This window comes from Streptomyces sp. NBC_01017 (genome assembly GCF_045162795.1).
In the GTDB taxonomy this organism is placed as follows: domain Bacteria; phylum Actinomycetota; class Actinomycetes; order Streptomycetales; family Streptomycetaceae; genus Streptomyces; species Streptomyces machairae.
Genome location: NZ_CP108683.1, coordinates 7,807,114 through 7,824,722, shown reverse-complemented (window position 1 = coordinate 7,824,722; position 17,609 = coordinate 7,807,114). Strand labels below are relative to the sequence as shown.

Annotated in this window: 13 protein-coding genes; 6 read left to right on the top strand and 7 right to left on the bottom strand. The window is 70.9% G+C overall.

Annotated features, from left to right (window positions below; all coding sequences use genetic code 11):
* Window positions 1–164 precede the first annotated feature (164 nt).
* The 4 genes from OG331_RS35900 (at window position 165) to OG331_RS35885 (ending at window position 4,948) form a co-directional block, all read left to right on the top strand.
* On the top strand, window positions 165–1,490 hold the full coding sequence (locus OG331_RS35900) for a DUF2252 domain-containing protein (protein ID WP_406204175.1): 1,326 nt from the start codon (window positions 165–167) through the stop codon (window positions 1,488–1,490).
* Window positions 1,491–1,579: 89 nt separating this feature from the next.
* The gene (locus tag OG331_RS35895; protein WP_406204173.1) at window positions 1,580–2,278 is read left to right on the top strand and encodes a hypothetical protein; all 699 of its coding nucleotides are present in this window, start codon (window positions 1,580–1,582) and stop codon (window positions 2,276–2,278) included.
* Window positions 2,279–2,356: 78 nt separating this feature from the next.
* Entirely contained in the window at window positions 2,357–3,193 is an 837-nt protein-coding gene (locus OG331_RS35890; protein ID WP_406204170.1) for a thioredoxin domain-containing protein, read from the top strand.
* A 93-nt stretch (window positions 3,194–3,286) separates the two neighbouring features.
* On the top strand, window positions 3,287–4,948 hold the full coding sequence (locus OG331_RS35885; protein ID WP_406204167.1) for an alkaline phosphatase D family protein: 1,662 nt from the start codon (window positions 3,287–3,289) through the stop codon (window positions 4,946–4,948).
* Between the two features lie 29 nt (window positions 4,949–4,977).
* Here OG331_RS35885 and OG331_RS35880 read toward each other — a convergent pair whose 3' ends face one another.
* On the bottom strand, window positions 4,978–5,547 hold the full coding sequence (locus OG331_RS35880) for a dienelactone hydrolase family protein (protein WP_406204164.1): 570 nt from the start codon (window positions 5,545–5,547) through the stop codon (window positions 4,978–4,980).
* Window positions 5,548–5,642: 95 nt separating this feature from the next.
* Between OG331_RS35880 and OG331_RS35875 the strand changes: the two genes are divergently transcribed.
* The gene (locus tag OG331_RS35875) at window positions 5,643–6,761 is read left to right on the top strand and encodes a mechanosensitive ion channel family protein (RefSeq protein WP_406204161.1); all 1,119 of its coding nucleotides are present in this window, start codon (window positions 5,643–5,645) and stop codon (window positions 6,759–6,761) included.
* 5 nt (window positions 6,762–6,766) lie between these two features.
* Here OG331_RS35875 and OG331_RS35870 read toward each other — a convergent pair whose 3' ends face one another.
* The 6 genes from OG331_RS35870 to OG331_RS35845 form a co-directional block, all read right to left on the bottom strand.
* Window positions 6,767–7,507, bottom strand: coding sequence for an SDR family NAD(P)-dependent oxidoreductase (locus OG331_RS35870; RefSeq protein ID WP_406204158.1), 741 nt, complete (start codon window positions 7,505–7,507; stop codon window positions 6,767–6,769).
* 38 nt (window positions 7,508–7,545) lie between these two features.
* Entirely contained in the window at window positions 7,546–9,132 is a 1,587-nt protein-coding gene (locus OG331_RS35865) for a Na+/H+ antiporter (RefSeq protein WP_406210511.1), read from the bottom strand.
* An 87-nt stretch (window positions 9,133–9,219) separates the two neighbouring features.
* Entirely contained in the window at window positions 9,220–9,702 is a 483-nt protein-coding gene (locus tag OG331_RS35860; protein WP_406204155.1) for a GNAT family N-acetyltransferase, read from the bottom strand.
* Window positions 9,699–10,643, bottom strand: coding sequence for an RluA family pseudouridine synthase (locus OG331_RS35855; protein WP_406204152.1), 945 nt, complete (start codon window positions 10,641–10,643; stop codon window positions 9,699–9,701). Before OG331_RS35855 ends, OG331_RS35860 begins: the two co-directional genes overlap by 4 nt.
* A gap of 77 nt (window positions 10,644–10,720) precedes the next feature.
* Window positions 10,721–11,332, bottom strand: a complete 612-nt coding sequence (gene lspA, locus OG331_RS35850) for a signal peptidase II (protein WP_406204150.1) — start codon at window positions 11,330–11,332, stop codon at window positions 10,721–10,723.
* Between the two features lie 70 nt (window positions 11,333–11,402).
* Window positions 11,403–13,127 carry a TraR/DksA C4-type zinc finger protein gene (locus OG331_RS35845; protein ID WP_406204147.1) on the bottom strand — a complete coding sequence of 575 codons (1,725 nt, stop codon included), beginning with the start codon at window positions 13,125–13,127 and terminating at the stop codon, window positions 11,403–11,405.
* Window positions 13,128–14,360: 1,233 nt separating this feature from the next.
* On the opposite strand from OG331_RS35845, the gene ileS reads away from it, so the two are divergent.
* Complete coding sequence (gene ileS / locus OG331_RS35840; protein WP_406204144.1) at window positions 14,361–17,507, top strand: isoleucine--tRNA ligase; 3,147 nt, start codon at window positions 14,361–14,363, stop codon at window positions 17,505–17,507.
* The last annotated feature ends 102 nt before the right edge of the window (window positions 17,508–17,609 follow it).

Here is a 17,609-nt window from a genome sequence, read left to right as displayed (position 1 = left end):
CAGTTCGGGGGACAGCGTCGAAGTCTATGCCTCGGCACTGACACTCAGAGGGCTGCCCCGCGTACCTTCACAGCGAGGGACGACGGGCACTTTCGTCCGCCCCCGCCCGTTGAAGACGACAGAAACGCTGTCGTACACGTTCATGCACCAGGAGGCACCCAGCGATGTCGGTCCCCAAGCTCAACGGCGAGCAGCGCGGCGACGAGATCCTCGCCGTCTTCGACACCGCCTTCGGCGAGCTCCTGGCCGCCGACCCGGCCGCGTTCCGCGTGAAGTTCCGGAAGATGGCGGCCTCGGCCTTCGCGTTCTACCGCGGCACGGCGTGCCTCTTCTACCACGACCTGGAGCCCGAGAAGCGCGGCGGACCGTACCTCGACGAGCGCACCTCGCGCGTGTGGATCCACGGCGATCTGCACGCGGAGAACTTCGGCACCTATATGGACGCCAACGGCCGGTTGATCTTCAACGTCAACGACTTCGACGAGGCGTACGTCGGCCCCTTCACCTGGGACCTCAAGCGCTTCGCCGCCTCCGTCGCCCTGATCGGGTACGCCAAGGCGTTCGGCGACGAGCAGATCACCGAGCTGGTGCGGATCTACGCGGGCGCGTACCGCGAGCGCGTGCACGCCCTGGCGACCGGCGCCAAGAGCGACGAGGTCCCGCCGTTCACGCTGGACACCGCGCAGGGCCCGCTCCTGGACGCGCTGCGGGACGCCCGCTCGCTGACCCGCTTCGGGCTGCTGGAGTCCATGACCGAGATCCGTGACTTCGAGCGCCGCTTCGCGCCGGGCGGCGGCTCCATCGAGCTGGACGCGGCCACCCGGTACAAGGTGCTGGCCGCCTTCGACGGCTATCTGGAGACGCTGCCGGACGCGTCGCTGGCCCGCCCGGACTCGTACCGGGTGAAGGACGTGGTCGGCCGCCGCGGCATCGGCATCGGATCGGCCGGACTGCCGTCGTACAACATCCTTCTGGAGGGCCACACCGACGCCCTCGAGAACGACGTCGTGATCTACATCAAGCAGGCCCAGACCCCGGCCGTCTCCCGGCACATCACGGACCAGGCGCTGCACGACTACTTCCAGCACGAGGGTCACCGCACGGTGATCTCCCAGCGCGCCCTTCAGGCGAACGCCGACCCGTGGCTGGGCTGGACCGAGCTGGACGGCGCGGGCCAGCTGGTCGCCGAGGTCTCGCCGTACGCCGTGGACCTGGACTGGGGCGACATCGACGACCCGGAGGAGATCGCGGCGGTGGTCGCCGACCTCGGGCGGGCCACGGCCACGATGCACGCGGCGGCGGACGACACCTCCGGCGAGTCCCTGGTGCCGTTCTCCACCGAGCGGGCGATCGACGCGGCGATCGCGGCCGACGAGGACGGCTTCGCAGACCTCCTGGTCGACTTCGCGCACTCCTACGGCGCACGCGCGCGTGCCGACCACCAGACCTTCGTGGACCTGTTCCGCAACGGCCGGATTCCGGGTCTGTGACGGAAAGGCCGTTCACTGGCCCTCACCGTCTCTTCACAGGCACCCTTTAGGGGTCTCTTACAGGCCCACGTGACACACTCTCCACCGCTATGGACATATCCGGGACCCAGCTGCGAGCCGTACGCGCGGCGCTGTTCACGTCACTCGTCGTGACGCTCAGCACCGCGTCACACGTGCTGCTCTCGCGGGCGCCCCTGCCGTTGAACACGGTGGCCCTGCTCGCCGCCACCGTGTTCGTCCTCGCGTTCGCCCTGGCCGGCCGCGAGCGGACCTTCGGGCGGATCGCCGCCCTGCTGATCCCGCTGGAGCTGGCCGCCGACACGATCCTCACGACCGGCCAGCACGTCTGTTACGGCAAGGCGGGCGGACCGGTCGCCGGACCGCTGGCCTCGGTCGGCTGGGACGTCCTGTGCGGCGACGGCACCCGGGTCGGCACCCCGCTGGCCCAGGTCACCGGCACCGACCCCGAAGAGCTCGGCGGTCTCCTCGCCCACGCCGACCCGGCCACCGCCTGGCTGCTGCTCGGCGCGCACGTCGGCGTCGGCCTCCTCGCCGCCGCGTGGCTGCGCCGCGGCGAGCGGGCGCTGGCCCAGCTGGTGCGGGCGGTCACGGCGACGACGTTCCGCCCGCTGCTGCTGGCGGTGGCGGCCGTGGCCGTACGGCTGCCCCGGTCGGGCCGCCGTCTGCCGCGCCCCACCCGCCGGACGGCCGCCGCCCGCAACCGCCTCTTCGTGCACTCCCTGGGACGGCGTGGACCACCGTGCTCGCCCGCCTTCACCTGCGCGTGAACGGCACTTGAGCAGCACCTTCCACCCCATACGTATCTCGCACACACCTATGTGCGCGTCCCCATGGAGAACACCAACATGAGCAAGCGGAACAGCCAGGCGTCGAAGTCGGCGGCCCGGGAGCGGCTGCGCGCCGAGCGCGAGCGCGAGGCCAAGCGCGCGAAGGTCAGGCGACAGCTCATCGTCGCCGCCTCGGTCGTCGGCGTCCTGGCGGCGGCCGGCGGCATCGGCTACGCGGTCGTCCAGGCCAACAAGCCCAGTCACTGGGAGGCCGTGAAGGACGAGAAGGTCGTCACCCCGGCCAACACCACCGGCACGAACGGCACGACCGTCGTCGTCGGCAAGGACAGCGCCAAGAAGACGGTCAAGATCTACGAGGACCCGCGCTGCCCCGTCTGCGCCTCGTTCGAGCAGGCCGTCGGCCCGACGGTCGACAAGGACCTCGAGGACGGCAAGTACAAGCTCCAGTTCGTCGGCGGCACGTTCCTCGACGGCGACGGGCTGAAGGACGGCAAGATCGGTTCCAACGGCGAGGGCTCCAAGAACGCGATGAGCGCCATGGGCGCCGCGCTGAACGTGAGCCCGGAGGCGTTCCTCGAGTACAAGACCGCGCTCTACTCGACGAAGTTCCACCCGGCGGAGTCCGAGGACAAGCTGGCGGACGACAAGTACCTGATCGAGATCGGCGACTCGGTCCCCGCCCTGAAGAACAACGCCAAGTTCCAGAACGCCGTGAAGAAGGGCACCTACGACGCCTGGGCGCTGGCCATGTCCAAGTCCTTCGACACCAACAAGGACGGCGTGACGGGCACCCCGAGTTTCGTCGTGGACGGCAAGATCCAGACCTCCAACCCCAACCAGCCGTGGACGGCCGCCGAGTACACCAAGGCGGTGGACGCGGCCCTCAAGGGCTGACGCCAACCGGGATACCGGCCTCCGCGTGAAGAGCGGGCGAACTTTCACGAGTTCGCCCGCTCTTGCTCATACCGATCAGTAACCTGATCGGCTGTGACCAGTCGATACAGATCATCCGAGCAGCTCAATTCCCTTACCCCGCGCCGCCGTACGGTCGTCAAGGCCGCGGCGGCGACGGCTGTGCTGGCCGGCCCGCTGGCCGCCGCGCTGCCCGCCAAGGCCGCCGACGCGGTCCCCGCCTTCCTGCACGGCGTCGCCTCCGGTGACCCGCTGCCGGACGGGGTCCTGCTGTGGACCCGGGTGACGCCCACCCCCGACGCCACCCCCGGCTCGGGCCTCGGTCCGGACACCGAGGTCAGCTGGGTCGTGGCCCGGGACAAGGCGCTGATGAACATCGTCGCCAAAGGCTCGACCACCGCGAGGGCCGCCTCCGACCACACCGTCAAGGCGGACATACGCGGCCTGGAGCCGGCCACCGACTACTGGTTCCGCTTCTCGGCCGGCGGCACGGACTCCCCGGTGGCGCGCACCCGCACCGCGCCGGCGGCGAACGCGTCCGTCGCGGGCCTGCGCTTCGGCGTGGTCTCCTGCGCCAACTGGGAGGCCGGCTACTTCGCCTCGTACCGTCACCTCGCGGCCCGCGGCGACCTGGACGCCTGGCTGCACCTCGGCGACTACATCTACGAGTACGGCGCGGGCCAGTACGGCACGCGTGGCAAGTCCGTGCGGCAGACCGCGCCCACCCACGAGATCCTCACGCTCGCCGACTACCGCATCCGGCACGGCCAGTACAAGACGGACGCGGATCTCCAGGCCCTGCACGCGAAGGCGCCGGTCATCGCGATCTGGGACGACCACGAGATCGCCAACGACACCTGGTCGGGCGGCGCCGAGAACCACACCGAGGGCGCCGAGGGCACCTGGGCCGCGCGCCAGGCCGCCGCCAAGCAGGCCTACTTCGAGTGGATGCCGGTGCGCCCGGCGATCGCCGGCACCACCTACCGCAGCCTGCGCTTCGGCAAGCTCGCCGACCTCTCCCTGCTCGACCTGCGCTCCTTCCGCTCGCAGCAGGCCGCCGTCGGCAACGGCGACGTCGACGACCCGGACCGTACGCTCACCGGGCGGGCCCAACTGGACTGGCTGAAGGCGGGGCTGAAGTCCTCCGACACCACCTGGCGACTCGTCGGCAACTCGGTGATGATCTCGCCGTTCGCGATCGGCTCCCTCACCGCGGACCTGCTCAAGCCGCTCGCCAAACTGCTGGGCCTGCCGCAGGAGGGCCTCGCCCTCAACACCGACCAGTGGGACGGCTACACGGACGACCGCCGGGAACTCCTCGCCCACCTGCGCTCGAACGCGATCCGCAACACGGTGTTCCTGACCGGTGACATCCACATGGCATGGGCCAACGACGTGCCGGTGGACGCCGGTACCTACCCGCTGTCCGCCTCCGCCGCCACGGAGTTCGTGGTCACGTCGGTCACCTCCGACAACCTCGACGACATCGTGAAGGTCCCCGAGGGCACGGTCTCCGCGATCGCCTCACCGATCATCAAGGCCGCCAACCGGCACGTCCACTGGATCGACACCGACCGCCACGGCTACGGCGTCCTGGACATCACGGCCGAGCGCGCGCAGATGGACTACTACGTCCTGTCCGACAAGACCAAGCAGGCCGCGACCTCGTCCTGGGCCCGGTCCTACCGCACCCGCAGCGGCACGCAGAAGGTCGAGCGGACGTACGACCCCGTCTGACGCGGACGTACGGCCTCGCCGAACGGCCCCTAGAGGGTGTCGAGGAAGCCGAGTGCCACCCGCCAGGTGGCCTCGGCGGCCTCCTCGTCGTAGTCCGGCAGCTCCGGGTCGGTGTAGAGGTGGCCGGCCCCCGCGTATCTGTACACCTCGACGTCGGCGCCCGCCCGGCCCATCTGGAGATACCAGGCGCTCAGCCAGTCGTCCGTCTCGAACGGGTCCGGCTCGGCGACATGCAACTGCACCGGCAGCTCGTCCACCGAGGCGTTCGCCGCGATGTCCGACGTGCCGTGCAGGAGCAGCAGGCCGCGCGCCTTCTCGTCGCCGAGCGCGAGGGTCTGCGCGATGGACGCGCCGAGCGAGAACCCGGCGTAGACCAGCCCTCGGTCCGAGTAGGGCGCCGCGGCCAGCACGGCCCGCTTCAGCACCTCGTCCTTGCCGATCCGCTCGTTGAACTCCATGCCCTCCTCGACCGTCTCGAACGTGCGTCCCTCGAAGAGGTCCGGCGTCCACACCTCGTGTCCGGCGGCGCGCAGCCGGTCCGCTGCCTCCCGCACCGCGGGCCTGAGGCCATAGGTCGAGTGAAAGAGCACGATGTTCATGAAGCCATGGTGCCAGCCGGGTCCGACAACGCCGTGACCACCGCCTCACCGACGCACATGTTCATGACCCCCCTCTGCTGGTTACGTTCGGAGGCATGGAGAACATACTCCGCCCGCTGATCGTGATCGGCGGCTCGGTTCTGCTCACCCTGATCATCGGGTGGGCCACCGACCGCCTCATGCGCAAGGCCGACGAACGGCACAGTGAGACGCCCCTGTGGGGTCTGCTGCGCCGCGCCCGCGTCCCGTACCAGCTCGTGCTGTGCGCGGCCCTCCTCAGAGGGTCGTACGACGAGGCGCAGCTGCTGCTGGAACACCGGATCGCCGTCGGCCGGGTGCTGACGCTGGTGCTGATCGGGGCGGCCGCCTGGCTGGCGATCCGTATCGCGGCGGCGGTCGTGGAGACCACGTACAGCCGCTACGCCCGCGCCCACCGCGATCCGGCCCGGGTCCGGCGGGTGCGCACACAGGTGACGTTGATCATGCGTGTGGTGGCGGCGGTAGTCGGCGTGGTCGCCGTGGCGGCGATGCTGCTGACCTTCCCGGCGTTCCGCGCGGCCGGCGCCTCGCTGCTGGCCTCGGCCGGCATCCTCGGCATCGTCGCCGGTGTCGCGGCCCAGTCCACGCTGAGCAACATGTTCGCCGGGTTCCAGATCGCCTTCGGGGACATGGTGCGCCTCGGGGACACGGTCGTGGTGGACGGCGAGTGGGGCACGGTCGAGGAGATCACGCTGACGTTCCTGACCGTACGGACCTGGGACGAGCGCCGTATCACGATGCCTGTGTCGTACTTCACGTCGAAGGCCTTCGAGAACTGGTCGCGTGGCGGCGCCCAGATGACCGGCACCGTCTTCCTCCACGTCGACCACTCGGCGCCGATGGAGAAGATGCGCGAGCGGCTCCGCGACATCCTGCGCGAGTGCCCGGCATGGGACGGCCGCGACTACGGCCTGGTCGTCACCGACTCCACGCCCAGCACCATGGAGGTGCGGGCCCTGGTCACGGCGAAGGACGCGGACGACCTGTGGACGGTACGGGTCACGGTGCGCGAGCAGCTGATCCGCTGGCTGACCGACGAGCACCCGTACGCGCTGCCGCGCGTCAACGCGACGGACGCGGCCCTGCCGCCCGGTTTCCCCGCTCCCGGCCGCGTCCCGGCCCGCCGCACCCACCAGCACGACCACCAGCCGACGGCGCGCCCGGAGCGCCCCTGAGGGGTTCAGTGGCCGCGCTCGGCCCCGCCGTTGACCTGGATGATCTGCGAGGTGACGTGCCCGGCGGCGTGGGACGCCAGCCAGTGCAGGGTCGCGGCGACGTCGCCGGGCGTGGCCGCACGCCCGGTCGACGTCTCCGCGACGAGCCGGTCCCGCCGCTCCTCGTCCATCGCGCCGCCGAAGAACTCGGTGTCCTCGACGTACCCGGGTGCGACCACGTTCACGGTGATCCCGCGCGGCCCCAGCCGCCGGGCCAGATCATGGGCGTACGGATGCAGCGCCGCCTTGGACGCCGCGTACGCCACGTTGCCGGACCCCCGGAACGCGGCGATGGAGCCGATGAACAGCACCCGCCCGCCGGGGTCGGCGAGCCGGTCCTTCAGTGCCTCGGTGAGCAGGGCCGCGGTCAGGGTGTTGAGGCCGAAGTTGAGGCTCCAGTTGTGCAGGACCACGTCGAGGGGCTCGTCGCTGTCCACCTCGGGCTCCAGATGGCCGGCGCCTCCGGCGCTGTGGACCAGCACGTCCACGGTGCCGAGCTCCGCCGCCACGAAGCGCTCCACGCCCCGCGCACCGCGCGGCTTGCTCAGGTCCACGGCGTAGGTGAGGGCCCCGGGCACGCCGGCCTGCTCCAGCACCTCGGCGCGCCGCCCGAGCAGCAGCACCTGATCCCCGTCCGCCGCGAACAGCTGCGCCGTCGCGAGCCCGATTCCCGTACCGCCACCACTGATCACCACGTTGCGAGCCATGATCAGAGCGTACGGAGGGACGGCCGCGGGCGGCGGGATCACCGCAGACTGCGCACGTCCAAATGCCGCAGCACCCGGTCCACCACCTCGGGATTGGCACCCGGTTCACTGCGTGCCGCCAGTACCTCGTGCCGCGCCGCGCTGAGCAACTCGCCCTGGATCCGCCGCACCCGCTTCAGCCGCCGCACCCGCTGCTGAGAGGCCTCCCTGCGCTCCTCCTCGCCCATCTCCGGGCTGATCCGCACCCCGATCTCGAACGCCCGGCGCAGCATCTGCTCGGAGAGCTCCTCGGGGAGGTCCTCGACGTCCTCGATCTCCCGCAGCCGCCGCTTCGCCGCCTTGGCCGCGCGCACCGCCAGCTGCTTCTCGAACTCCTTCTCCTGGTCGCTGTCGGCGCGCACCCCGAGCCGCTTCACCAGCCACGGCAGGGTCAGCCCCTGCAGTACCAGCGTCGCCATGATCACCCCGAAGGCGATGAACACGATCTCGTCCCGGTCGGGAAAGGGCGCGCCCGAGTCCGTCTCCAGCGGAACCGCCAGCGCCAGGGCCACCGAGGCGACGCCGCGCATCCCCGACCACCACATCACGACGGTCTCGCGCCAGCTCGTCGGGATCTCCTCGTCGTAGTCCCGTCTCGCGTGCATGCGCTTGGTGAGCCACGTCGCCGGCAGCAGCCACAGCAGCCGCACCGCCACGACGACGCCGACCACCGCGGCCGCCCAGCCGAGCATCTCGCTCCACCGCCCGGACGCCGTCCGCACGGCGATGTGCAGTTCGAGCCCGATCAGTCCGAAGGCGACGCCGGTGACCAGCGTGTCGACGATGTCCCAGAAGGTGTGCCCGGCGAGCCGCGTCATCACGTCGTCGGCGTCGGTGGCGTACTCGGCGAGGAACAGGGCGGTGACGAGCACGGCGAGCACACCGGAGCCTTGGAGTTCCTCGGCCAGCACATACGAGGCGTACGGCACGAGCAAGGTGAGCGAGATCTGCAGGGTCGCGTCGCCCAGCAGGTCCATCAGCTTGTTGGCGCCCCATCCGAGGGCGAGCCCGACGGCCAGCGCCACCACGGCGGAGAGCACCAGGTCGAGTCCGGCCTCCCATGGGGAGAAGGTCCCGCTCACGGCGGCGGCGATCGCCACGTGGTAGAGCACGATGGCCGTCACGTCGTTGAAGAGCCCCTCGCCCTCCAGGATGGACACCAGGCGCCTCGGCAGCCCCAGTTGCCCGGCGACGGCGGTCGCCGCGACCGGGTCGGGCGGTGCGACGAGTGCACCCAGCGCCACGGCGGCGGCCAGCGGCAGCCCCGGCACGATCGCGTGGGCGACGGCGGCGACGCACAGCGTCGTGACGAAGACCAGCGCCACGGCCAGCAGGAAGATGGGCCGCAGATTCGCCGCGAACTGCCGCCACGACGTGCGCCGTACGGCCGCGTAGAGCAGCGGCGGCAACAGCAGCGGCAGGATCAGATCCGGGGGAATCTCGACGTTCGGCACGAATTCGAGCAGCGCGAGAACGATCCCGAGCAGCGTCATCAGCACCGGCGCCGGCAACCCGAGCCGCTCTCCCACCGGGACACTCACCACGGCCCCGAGCAAGAGCACGAACAACAGGGCCAACTGATCCACGGTCAGCGCTCCGGTGAGATCGGGGTCCACACAGCAGACCTCAAGCCTGCCATGGCACCCTTCCCACCAGCGCCTTAGGGGCCTTGGCTAAAGAGCGCGCCGCATCGCCCGGTGCGGTATCCCCGCGTCCGGGAACTCCGGGCCGTACGCCGCGTACCCCAGCCGCTCGTAGAACCCCAGCGCATGCGTCTGCGCGTGCAGCTCCACGGCCGCGAGCCCACGCGCGCGTGCCGCCTCCTCTATGGCCCGCACCAGGGCCGCCCCGACGCCGAGGCCGCGCGCCACCTGATTCACGGCGAGCCGCCCGAGCGAGCCCACGGACGGATCGCCGTCGACCTTCGCCGCGGCCGCCTCCCCGTACAGCAGCCGCCCGGTGCCCAGCGGCGTACCGTCCTCCCGGACCGCGAGCACATGCACTGCGCCCGCGTCGTAGGCGTCGTACTCGATCTCCTGCGGGACGCCCTGCTCGACGACGAAGACCTCCTTGCGCACCGCGAAGCAGGCCTCGCGGTCGGCGGGGTCCTCGGCAACCCGTACGGCGTACGACGGGACCGGCGACGCAGTGCTCATCCCCACGTCTCCTCGCGGACCTGGTCCAGGGCTTTCTGCAGGTCGGCCGGGTAGTCGCTCTCGAACTCGACCCACTGGCCGTCCCCGGGGTGCTCGAAGCCGAGCCGCACGGCGTGCAGCCACTGGCGGGTCAGCCGGAGCCGCTTGGCCAGCGTCGGGTCGGCGCCGTAGGTGAGGTCGCCGACGCAGGGGTGCCGGTGGGCGGCCATGTGGACGCGGATCTGGTGGGTGCGGCCGGTCTCCAGCTTCACGTCGAGCAGGGAGGCCGCGCGGAACGCCTCGATGAGGTCGTAGTGCGTGATCGAGGGCTTGCCGTCGGCGGTGACCGCCCACTTGTAGTCGTGGGTGGGGTGGCGGCCGATGGGTGCGTCGATGGTGCCGCTGGTCGGGTCGGGGTGGCCCTGGACGAGCGTGTGGTAGCGCTTGTCGACCGTGCGCTCCTTGAACTGGCGCTTGAGCGACGTGTACGCGCGCTCCGACTTGGCGACGGCCATCAGCCCGGAGGTGCCCACGTCGAGCCGGTGCACGATGCCCTGCCGCTCTGCGGCGCCGGACGTCGAGATGCGGTACCCGGCAGCGGCCAGGCCGCCGATCACCGTGGGACCGCTCCAGCCCGGCGACGGATGCGCGGCGACGCCGACCGGTTTGACGATCACAAGCACGTCATCGTCGTCGTGCACGATCTCCATGCCCTCGACCGGCTCGGCGACGATCTGCACCGGGGCGGGCGCCTGCGGCATCTCCACCTCCAGCCAGGCCCCGCCGTGCACCCGCTCGGACTTCCCGACCACCGAGCCGTCGACCGTGACCTTCCCCGCCGCGGCAAGCTCCGCGGCCTTGGTACGGGAGAAGCCGAACATGCGGGAGATGGCGGCGTCTACACGCTCGCCCTCCAGGCCGTCGGGCACGGGCAGGGTGCGGATCTCGGGAATCGTGCTCACCCGTCGAGTATGCCGGACGGGCCGGAGCCCCCAGTACAGAGCCTGTGGATAACTCAGGCAGGGCGGCCCCGGCGAACTCAGTCCTTGTGGACGGTCCCGTCCGGGTCCAGCCCCCGGAACGACAGCAGCACGATCAGGATGCCGCCGCACACGATCGCCGAGTCGGCCAGGTTGAACACGGCGAAGTGCTTGGGCGCGATGAAGTCCACGACCGCGCCCTCGAAGACGCCCGGCGAGCGGAAGATCCGGTCGGTGAGGTTGCCGAGCGCACCGCCGAGCAGCAGGCCGAGCGCGATCGCCCAGGGCAGGCTGTACAGCTTGCGGGCGAGCCGGGCGATCACCACGATCACGGCCGCCGCGATCACCGTGAAGATCACGGTGAAGGCCTCGCCGAAGCCGAAGGCGGCGCCCGCGTTGCGGATCGCCTCGAACTTCAGCCAGTCCCCGATGATCTCGATCGGCGGCTGGTGCTCCAGCTTGGCCACCACGATCATCTTGCTGATCAGGTCGAGGGCGTACGCGAACGCGGCGACGCCGAACAGCACGGCGATCCGGCGCCGGCCGCGGGGCCGCTCAGCGGTGTTCCCGGCGTCAGCGGTGTCCGTCGTGCTCCCGTCGGAATGCTCCGGCTCTGCTCCCGCCGCCTCTGGGGTGTCCGGCGTACCGATGATGCGCTCCGCCTCTGCCACGTGAGTCCCTCAACCTAGGTACCTGACTGAGGACGAGAGTACGGCACGTCCGGCGGCACCCGCCTACCGGTCAGTACCGGCGTTCCTGCTTCTGCTTGCACTCGACGCACAGGGTCGCGCGCGGGAAGGCCTGCATGCGTGCCTTGCCGATCGGGTTGCCGCAGTTCTCGCACAGACCGTACGTGCCCGCGTCGAGCCGCTCCAGGGCCCGCTCGGTCTGCTCGAGCATCTCGCGCGCGTTGGCGGCGAGCGCCAGCTCGTGCTCACGCGTGATGTTCTTGGCACCGGTGTCCGCCTGGTCGTCGCCGGCGCCGTCCCCGGAGTCCCGCATCAGGCCGACCAGGGATTGCTCGGACGACGTGAGCTCGTCGCGCAGCCGCGTCGCCTCGGCCATCAGCTCGGCGCGGGCCTCGTCGACCTCCTCCGGGGTCCAGGGGTCCTCGCCGGGGCGCACCGCGAGTTCGCCGGGCTCCACCGCCGCGGCGATGCGTGCCTTGGGAACGGCGGTCTTGGCCGCCGTGGCCGTGCCAGGAGTCTTCTTCGCAACCACCGTCGTGGCTCCCGTCTGCTCCGCGGCCTGCGCCGCGCCCGCCTTCTTGGCCCTGCTCTTGGCGCCCGCACGCTTCCCGGCCGCACCCAGGCTCCCCTTGGAGGCGCCCTTCTCCACCACGCCACCCTCCTCAAGGCCCCCTCCGGAGCCCCCCGCCCTACCGGCCGCCTTCTTACCGGCCGCTTCCTTGCCGGCCGCGACCTGACCGGCCGCCTTCTCCCGGGCGCCCTTCTCCCCAGCCACCTTCTTGCCGGACGCTTCCTTGCCGGCCACGACCTGACCGGCCGCCTTCCGGGCGCCCTTCTCCGCCGCCTCCAGTTCATGGGCCGCCTTCTTGGCGGCCGCCTTCGCACCGGCCGCTCCCTCACGGGGAGCTTCCTGACCGGCCGTCCCTGAGCCGGCCGCCTTCGTGCCGGCACCTACCTGACCGGCCACCTTCTTGCCGTCCGACGCCTTGCCGGCCGTTTTCTTCCCGACCGACTTGTTGCCGGCCGCTACCTGGTCTGTCGCCCTCTTACTGGCGGCCGCCTTGCCGGCCGACTCCTTCCCGCCCGCCTTGCCGCCACCCGCAACCCGGGCAGTCGTTCCCTTACCCGCCGCCGCCTTGCCGCCCGAATCCTTCCCAGGCTTGGCCGCCTTCGTACCAACCGTGACCTGGGCAGTCGCCCCCTTACCGGCCGCCGCCGGCCCGGCAGATGCCTCCTGAGCGGCCGCCTTGCCGGGCGCGGCCTTCCCACCCGATGCCTTCCCGCCCGATGCCTTTCCGCCCGATGCCTTTCCGCCCGCTACCTGGCTGATCGTCTTCTTCCCAGCCTTCTGCCGACCGGCTGCCTTCCCACCAGCCGCGGCCCTGCCGGCCGCCACGCGCCCAGCCGCCCTCTTGGTCGCCGCCTCCCCGGCCGCTTCCTCCTCGACGGTCGCTCTCACCGCCACCTTCCTGGCGGCGCCTTCCTTGGCCACAGCCTTCTTGGACGTACTCGCCCTGGCTGCGCCCTTCTCCGCCGTGCTCTTCCGGGTCGCTGCCTTCTTGGCTCCAGTGCCCTCGGCTGCCGCTTCCATGGCGACCGCCTTCTTTCCCGACGCCTCGTCCGCCGCCGATCCCTCGGCCGCCTTGCCCCCGGACACGGCCTTCCTGGCCCGCGCCTTCTTGGCCCCCGCCGCATTACCGGCAGCCTCCCCGACCACCGCCGCCCCGGTCACCGTCTCCTGAGCGGCCGGCTTCCTGGACCCCGCAGCCTCACCCACAGACTCCCTGTACGCCGCCGTCCCGGTCACCGCCCCCTCAGCCGCCGGCCCCCCGCTCCCCGGCGCCGTCGCTGCAACCCTCTTGGCCTCCGCCTCTTGAGCCGCAGTCCCCGGAGCTGTCCCTGACTTCGCCCCCGCCTTCTCAGCCGCCGTCCCTTTACCCACCACCTTCGCAACCGCCTTCTCAGCAGCCGCCTTGACCGCCCCCACCTTCTTGGTCGCCTTCGAGCCCCTCCCCTTCCCACCCTTCCCCGCCGCCGGCTCACCGGCCCCTTCCGACGCACCCTTCTTCGAAGCACCCCTCTTCGAAGCACTCCCCTCGGCAGCCGAGCCCGGCTCCCCCGCCCCGCCCCGGGCGACCTCCCGCACCGTCCTCTTGACCGGCTTCCCGCCCCGCGCCCCAGCGGCCCCACCCCGCGCGCTCTTCTTCCCGCCCACATCCTTGGCCGCACCGCCGGAGGCCATCAGCCCGCCGGAAGCACCCAGACCGTCGGAAGCCAGAACCCCACCGGAAGCACCCGCCCCACCAGCGACACCCGTACCGCCCGAAGCCATCACCCCGCCGGAGGCCATCGCATAGGTGGACCTGCCCGACGCCGACTGCTGTACGGCGGTCTTCTTCGCCACCATGCCGCGGCCCCTTCACATATTGTGATCTTGCTCGCGAATCGTGCTGGGACGATAAATCGACTTGAGTCCCGCGGCAACGGGGCACACCGCCCGATTCGCCCGCCTCGCGCATGCAGCGCGCCGGACCTGCATCCGTTGTGCCCAGCTCCCCGCCGGGTATGCAGACGAGCTGGACGTCCCAGAATCCGAACAGGCGTACCGCGCCATTCGGGTCATCCCGGCCCGAACCCGATCTCCGCCCCGAGGGCCGGGAAATCCGGTCGGCCGGTGTCCCCGCGGCGCCGTACACTGGGCGGAGCGAAAAGCATGGATGGGGACGAGTAGCGGCGTACGCAGCCCAGAGCGACCCGGGGACGGTGGAAGCCCGGGGGCAGGCGCGACGTGAAGATCACCCCGGAGCCGTCGGAAGAAAGCCGCAGCCGAACAGCAGCGGCCGGTAGAACCGGCATCGCGACCCCAATGAGGGGGCTCACCGACGCACACCCCGCGCCGGAGGGCCAAGGAGGGTGGTACCGCGGGAGCGCGCCGAAACCGGCGTAAGGAAAGACACGGCTCTCGTCCCTCCGGACGGAAGGCAGCAAGTCCGCCGGAGGAAGCTCGCTGATGACAACGCCGACGTACCGCCAGGTACCCGCCCAGGTCGACCTGCCCGCCCTCGAGCACGCCGTGCTCGACTTCTGGCGCGAGCAGAAGATCTTCGCCAAGAGCCTGGACCAGTCCGAGGGCCGCCCCGAGTGGGTGTTCTACGAGGGCCCGCCCACCGCCAACGGCATGCCCGGCGCCCACCACATCGAGGCCCGCGTCTTCAAGGACGTCTTCCCCCGCTTCCGCACCATGCGCGGCTACCACGTGGCTCGCAAGGCCGGCTGGGACTGCCACGGCCTGCCGGTGGAGCTGGCGGTCGAGAAGGAGCTCGGCTTCAGCGGCAAGAAGGACATCGAGGCGTTCGGCATCGCCGAGTTCAACGCCAAGTGCCGCGAGTCCGTGCTGCGCCACACCGACGCCTTCGCCGACCTGACGACCCGCATGGGCTACTGGGTCGACCTCGACGACGCCTACGTCACGATGGAGCCCGAGTACATCGAGTCCGTCTGGTGGTCCCTCAAGGAGATCTTCAACAAGGGCCTCCTCGTCCAGGACCACCGCGTCGCCCCCTGGTGCCCCCGCTGCGGCACCGGCCTGTCCGACCACGAGCTGGCACAGGGCTACGAGACGGTCGTGGACCCGTCCGTGTACGTCCGCTTCCCGCTCACTTCCGGCCCGCTCGCCGGCGAGGCCGCGCTCCTGGTGTGGACGACCACGCCCTGGACTCTCGTCTCCAACACGGCCGTCGCCGCCCACCCCGAGGTGACCTACGTCGTCGCGACGAACGGCGAGGAGAAGCTCGTCGTCGCCGAGCCCCTGGTCGCCAAGGCCCTCGGCGAGGGCTGGGAGACCACTGGTCAGACCTTCACGGGCGCGGAGATGGAGCGCTGGACCTATCAGCGCCCGTTCGAGCTGGTCGAGTTCCCGGAGGCCGAGGGCGGCACCCACTACGTGGTGAACGCCGAGTACGTCACGACCGAGGACGGCACGGGTCTGGTCCACCAGTCCCCCGCCTTCGGTGAGGACGACCTCAAGGTCTGCCGGTCGTACGGCCTGCCCGTCGTGAACCCGGTCCGCCCGGACGGCACCTTCGAGGAGGACGTCCCCCTGGTCGGCGGCGTCTTCTTCAAGAAGGCGGACGAAAAGCTCACCGAGGACCTCCAGCAGCGCGGTCTGCTCTTCAAGCACATCCCGTACGAGCACAGCTACCCGCACTGCTGGCGCTGCCACACCGCGCTGCTCTATTACGCGCAGCCGTCCTGGTACATCCGCACGACCGCCATCAAGGACCGGCTCCTCGAGGAGAACGAGAAGACCAACTGGTTCCCGGACACGGTCAAGCACGGCCGGTACGGCGACTGGCTGAACAACAACATCGACTGGGCGCTGTCCCGCAACCGCTACTGGGGCACCCCGCTGCCGATCTGGCGCTGCGAGGACGACCACCTCACGGTCGTCGGCTCCCGCGCGGAGCTCAGCGAGCTCACGGGCACCGACCAGTCCGAGCTGGACCCGCACCGCCCGTTCATCGACGACGTGACCTTCCCCTGCCCGCAGTGCCGGCAGACGGCCACGCGCGTGCCGGAGGTCATCGACGCCTGGTACGACTCGGGTTCGATGCCGTTCGCGCAGTGGGGCTACCCGTACAAGAACAAGGAGCTGTTCGAGAGCCGGTATCCGGCACAGTTCATCTCCGAGGCCATCGACCAGACCCGCGGCTGGTTCTACACGCTGATGGCGGTCGGCACCCTGGTCTTCGACAAGTCGTCGTACGAGAACGTCGTGTGCCTCGGCCACATCCTCGCCGAGGACGGCCGCAAGATGTCCAAGCACCTGGGCAACATCCTGCAGCCGATCCCGCTGATGGACCAGCACGGCGCGGACGCGGTGCGCTGGTTCATGGCGGCCGGCGGCTCCCCGTGGGCGGCACGCCGCGTGGGCCACGGCACGATCCAGGAAGTCGTCCGCAAGACACTCCTGACGTACTGGAACACGGTCGCCTTCCAGGCCCTGTACGCCCGCACGTCGAACTGGGCGCCGTCCGCGGCCGACCCGGCCCCCGCCGACCGTCCGGTCCTGGACCGCTGGCTCCTGTCCGAACTGCACGCGCTGACCGACCAGGTGACCCAGTCCCTGGAGGCGTACGACACCCAGCGCGCCGGCAAGCTGCTCTCGGCGTTCGTCGACGACCTGTCGAACTGGTACGTCCGCCGCTCGCGTCGCCGCTTCTGGCAGGGCGACAAGGCGGCGCTGCGCACCCTGCACGAGGTCGTCGAGACGATCACCAAGCTGATGGCCCCGCTGACCCCGTTCATCACCGAGCGGGTCTGGCAGGACCTGATCGTGCCGGTGTCGCCAGACGCGCCGGAGTCGGTGCATCTGGCGTCCTGGCCCGAGGCGGACCTGTCGGCGATCGACCCGGAGCTGTCGAAGCAGATGGTCCTGGTCCGCCGGCTGGTGGAGCTGGGCCGCGCCACGCGCGCGGAGTCGGGCGTGAAGACCCGCCAGCCGCTGTCGCGTGCGCTCATCGCCGCGACAGGCTTCGACGCGCTCGACCGCGAGCTGCACGCGCAGATCACGGAGGAGCTGAACGTCACATCCCTCGCGTCCCTCTCGGAGGTCGGCGGCTCCCTCGTCGACACCACCGCGAAGGCCAACTTCCGCGCCCTGGGCAAGCGTTTCGGCAAGCGCGTCCAGGACGTGGCGAAGGCCGTCGCGAACGCGGACGCGGCGGCGCTGTCCCTGGCCCTGCGCGAGGGCACGGCGTCGGTGGAGGTCGACGGCGAGACGGTCACACTCGCACCCGACGAGGTGATCATCACGGAGACCCCGCGCGAGGGCTGGTCGGTGGCGTCCGACTCGGGCGCGACGGTGGCCCTGGACCTGGAGATCACGGAGGAGTTGCGCCGCGCGGGCCTGGCACGTGACGCGATCCGCCTGATCCAGGAGGCCCGTAAGAACAGCGGCCTGGACGTGGCCGACCGCATCGCGCTCCGCTGGACGGCGACGGACGCGGCGACGATCGCGGCGCTGGGCGACCACGCCGAGCTCATCGCCGACGAGGTCCTGGCGACGGACTTCGCCCAGGGTGAGGCGGACGACACGTATGGCTCCGCCTTTGCCGACGAGGGGCTGACCCTGACGTTCCGCCTGCGTAAGGCGTAACGCCCACCGAGGAGCGTCGCGTCTGCCGGCACCGGTCGTCCTGCGACTGCGGGTGGCTCGTGGCCGGTCGCGCAGTTCCCCGCGCCCCTGAGGGGCTGGCGC